Below are 4480 nucleotides of genomic sequence, written 5' to 3'. Positions count from 1 at the left end.
ATGGCTTCACGCACCTCTGTAGACCCCGCTCGCTCCGCATCCAGCGACGCTCGATAGTCTTTCAAAAACTGAAAAATTTGAGGACCAATTACGCCAGCGACAAATCCCCCCACTCCTGTCAGCATTTGGACCCCCGGTCGAAGCAGAAAATTGCTGAGCACCCAGGTAAATATGGGTACGGCGATTAAACAAACTCGACCTGTGCGCGAGCCAGACCCAAGAACCATCGCGATGACGCCTAAAATTGCCAGCAGCCGCAGCCACTTATTGGGATCGCGATACACCAGACATAGATAAATTGCTGCGGCAAACCCAAGCGCAGGTGCCCACGGCGCAAACAGCCACTGACGATTTTCGCCTCCTTCAACCAAGTACAGCAGAATTGGATATCCGCCCGTTTTTCCAGCTAAGGGAGGCATATACGTGATGCTCTCAGCGCCCGTTCGACTCCAAACATACACAATTGCCGAGGCAACCAGATTCTGAACGCAGAAGATAGACGTGGCGCGATAAAGAATCTGCGGACGAATATTGAGACAGCCGCCTGCGATGATGAAGAACGTCAGCACATAGAAGCCTTTCGTCGCCATTCGCGCCGAGGTTCGCCAGACGCGATCGCTCATTCCAAAATCGACGTGCGCCGCGATCAGCGTGACCTGAATGACGACCATAAACGCAATCCAAACCCAAACACCGACTGGAATTCGGACTCTGTCTTGCTTTGGCGCATCGTCGGGTTGTCGGAGCCAGTTGAAAAATACATACGCGGGGGCAAGCAATCCCACGATCGTGGCTGCAAAGGGAAGCAGTCCTAAAAAATACAGCGGGTACATGCCCAGAATGTAGTACCAGACAACTTTCTCTTCGAGCGTTTGCGGTTTGATGGCACTGCCAGCAGAGACAGGAGCAATCGATGTAGGAGCAGTAGACATAGGAATTAAGCAGCGAGACGCTGAGAATTAAGGGGTCAATGGGTTCTTAGTTAGCCGCCAAAACTCATCCACATCAGGAACAGCTTCCAGCGTGTAGCCCTGCACCCGTTTGAACTGGTCCATCGCGGCGTCTGGCATTTGATAAGCAAACACAGCGCTGTAGCCGTCAGGAACCACAGGAATTTGCGGAGAGTGCGTCAGTTGAAAGCGGACATTTGGCTGCATCAAATAGCTCAGAACCAGCAGTTGCGGCTGTGTATCCTCGTTTGCAATCACCAGCGGGCGACTAGATGAGTTGACGATGCTAGCAATCACCGGAAATTCCCGCATTGTGGATGAGCCTTTGCTCCACCACAAAGTCGCCTGCGAACTGAGACTGCACGAAAAAACCCCAGCCGACAGCAGAGCAACCAGCACAACTTGCCCCAGTTTTTGCCGCCAACCAGCAGACACAAGCTGAGTCGCCAGCCAATACGCTACGGCTAGCTGCACGCCCAAAAAGCAGGGAAACAAGTAGCGGGCAGTGCTAGAAAGAACGCCACCCGATCGAGCATCGTGTATCCCCAGCACCAGCGGAATCAGACCAATCAATAGCACGACTAGCAGCCACACTGTGCGAGGCGTACGCCGACACAGACGATACACGGCGTAGCCAATCAAAACCAACAGGAACGGAACGGGCAGTAGCGCCAACCGATTACCGCTTAAAGCATCGGCAGAATCAAGACCTACATCAAAAAACAAGCGGCTGAGGAAGCCAGCCCATCGCTTTGCCCAATCGACCCAAGACACCCTTCCCATCCAGCTTTGCATCGTTTCGTAGCTGCCTGCCGTGCGCTGTAGAATTACCCACAACCAGGGCGCAAATGCCGCAGTGCCTACCGCAGAAGCTGCAACGTAGGCAATCACAGGTTTGCTGAGGCGGTACTTCTGCGTCACCACCAGATAAATGCCATGCCCCAGTAGAACTAGCGCCGAGAACAGGTAGGTGTACAGCGACAGGGCAACCGTGACTGCATACACTCCCCAATTCAGTTTGGTAGGCAGGCGGGTAGCTCGCAGCAGTGCGGCACTGGATACCAGCGTCATTACGATCCACAGACAGTACTGCCTCGCCTCTTGGGCATACAGAACATGAATTGGGGAGACGGCGACCAGCGCAACCGCGACCCATGCCACTAATGCCGAACCGAAAAGCTCAATGCAAAACCAGTAGATTGCTGGAAACGTCAACAGACTAATGACCGCTGAAAAGCTGCGCACGGCAGCGATCGATCCTCCAAACGCTTCAAGCCACACGCGCAGTCCTGCGTAATACAGGGGCGGATGCTCTGGAAAGTCCTGTGCTAGTGCTCGAACCGTTGCCCAAACGCCACGATCTGAATTTGGCTGCTGGTAGCGTTGTAGATCAGCAGCGCTAACCACCTGACCAGTAAACATTTCCTGAATTAGATCGATCCAGCTATGTCCAGAGATCCACAGACCCGTATGCGTCTCATCGATCCAGACTAGCTTTCGATCCAAATAGGCAAAGCGGAAAACAACTCCGATCGCAACTACGACAAGAACCAAAAACAAAATTGGGGTGGGCGGCTTCCAGGACGACTTCATAGCGGAACGGTGTGAGCAGTAGACGTGAGCGATCGCGAACCGCAACCAGTCGATCGTGTCGCAGTCGCACCTTAAAAGAGCGTCAAGGAGTTAATGGCAGAACGCGCTACACCGTGCTGGGAGCATTGCGTCGCCGCAGCAGATTTCTGGCAAAGCCCGTCTTGCGCAGCCACATGCTAAACAGCCCAGTTGTAATTAGCACAGAGCCGAGTGCCGTTCCCAGCAGCATCGATTCACGTTGGGGAATCAGCGGATCTCCAGGCAAGCTAGGTTCCGAAACTAACTGAATTGGTGGATATGCACCAAACACATCCGCCTTGCTGGCATCGAGACCTGCCAGCGTCGAGGAGAAGACCGCCTCAGCAATCTGCATGTCTCGATTCAGCGCCTCCAAGGTTGAGCTTCGCTGAGCTAAAACCCCAAGTCGCTGCTCCAGTCCTGCCATCTGGCGATCGAGTTCCTGGGCGCGAGCCGCTAAGCCGCGCTGCTCTACGTCGCTGGTCACCACGCTCTTAAACAGGTCCTCTCGCGCCGTTCCTTGAGCACTGCCACCACCAACATTAATCCGAGCAAGCGATGTGGTATCCGCTGGACGCCCCAGCAGCGACTGGGCACGGCTTTGCAACGCCGCTTGGGTTGCCGTCCGTCGTTCTACTTCTTTGACAACCGCCGGATGGTTAGGACCAAATTTAGAACTGATGTCGGTCAGCCGCGCCGTTGCCTCACTGTAGTCCTGCACGTACTGCTGGAACAGCGGATCTGCCCGGAGCGCAAAGGCATCTCCCGCCAGCCGCGAGCTCACATTCAGATTTCTTGAGTACTGCTGCGCTTGCGTTACCGATTCTTGCTGTAGAGCGGCAACTTCTGCCCGCTGTCTCCGCAGACCCTCAATGTTGGACGCTAACTGATTCACCTGATCATTAGAGGCTAGACCAGAGCGGACTTTGTAGTCCGAAAGCCGTAGCTGTGCCGTCTCTAGCTTCTTACGGGCGACGCTGAGCGAATTTTCAAACCCGGCTTCCTGTTCCGCTGCCTGCTGCACGCGCAGTTGGTTCAAGCGCTCCTGGAACGCTTCGTGAACTGCGTAGGCTTTTTTTTGCGCCTGTTCAGGCGTTGCGCCAGCGATATCAAAGTTCATCAGCGCGGTGCCTTCGACGACTTCGATTCGAGGTTTGCCGAACTGGCTCGGCGACAAACCTAGCTTGTCCGCAGCCGATTTACGCACCACATCCGTGGACATGATTTCTTTGTAGCTCGCCTTCACGTCGTTGTCGCGGTTGAATGGCGACTCCGCCTGCGCCGAGGCAGAACCAATGTTTGGCAAACTAACGCTTGCCTGGGTACCTCTACCCAAGAAAATCACGGACCACTGGCTGGAGAAAACTTTGGGAGCATCCTTCATTAGCAGAAAGGCAACGCTCCAGAGGGCGGCATTGGCAAGAACCGCAAGCGCTAGATACCGGAGTCCACGGGCTGCATCAGAGGCTGCCGAGGGAGAGGGAGAAACGTTTGAAAGCTCAGTCATTGCTAAATAGATCCCGAATTAAGAAGAAGGGGCTGAAGACATTACTGATAATCCGAAGCACACCGCTCACATTCGTGACAGTTGAATCGTAGCAAACCAGGCTGTCCTGGGGCATTAGAAACGGATTCTCTCCGTTATCAGTCGGATTTTTGAGGAGCGCTTCAACGGGGCGATCGATCGTCTTCGATTCACCAGTCAATCGATTTGTCTGCACCAGCAAAACTCGCCGTTTTGCATTAGTACTTCGGGAACCCCCAGCACACCCAGCGGCAACCGCTGCCTGGGCAAACCGAGCACCGTACTCCATTTCCATCGTATCCCCACCCTGGCTGCTCGGCTCCGTCAGATTCGAGTACAGAATTGAGACTCGCTGCGGCGTCAGCTGCGAGGGGCGAACCAGGTCGCTCTGAGT

Annotated in this window: 3 protein-coding genes and 1 pseudogene; all 4 read right to left on the bottom strand. The window is 54.6% G+C overall.

The genetic code is table 11. From position 1 onward, the window contains the following. On the bottom strand, positions 1-932 hold a 932-nt coding region (locus tag H6F43_RS10630), incomplete at its 3' end, for a hypothetical protein (protein ID WP_190342743.1). A gap of 27 nt (positions 933-959) precedes the next feature. Then, entirely contained in the window at positions 960-2543 is a 1584-nt protein-coding gene (locus tag H6F43_RS10625; protein ID WP_190342742.1) for a glycosyltransferase family 39 protein, read from the bottom strand. Positions 2544-2649: 106 nt separating this feature from the next. Continuing rightward, complete coding sequence (locus tag H6F43_RS10620) at positions 2650-4068, bottom strand: hypothetical protein (protein WP_190342741.1); 1419 nt, start codon at positions 4066-4068, stop codon at positions 2650-2652. Beyond that, a pseudogene (locus tag H6F43_RS10615) lies at positions 4061-4480 on the bottom strand (polysaccharide export protein); the annotation flags it as partial. The gene H6F43_RS10620 and the pseudogene H6F43_RS10615, both read right to left, overlap by 8 nt.

Origin of the sequence: Leptolyngbya sp. FACHB-36, from assembly GCF_014695955.1 — a bacterium.
GTDB lineage: Bacteria > Cyanobacteriota > Cyanobacteriia > Leptolyngbyales > Leptolyngbyaceae > FACHB-36.
This window is presented reverse-complemented; position numbering and strand designations above follow the sequence as displayed.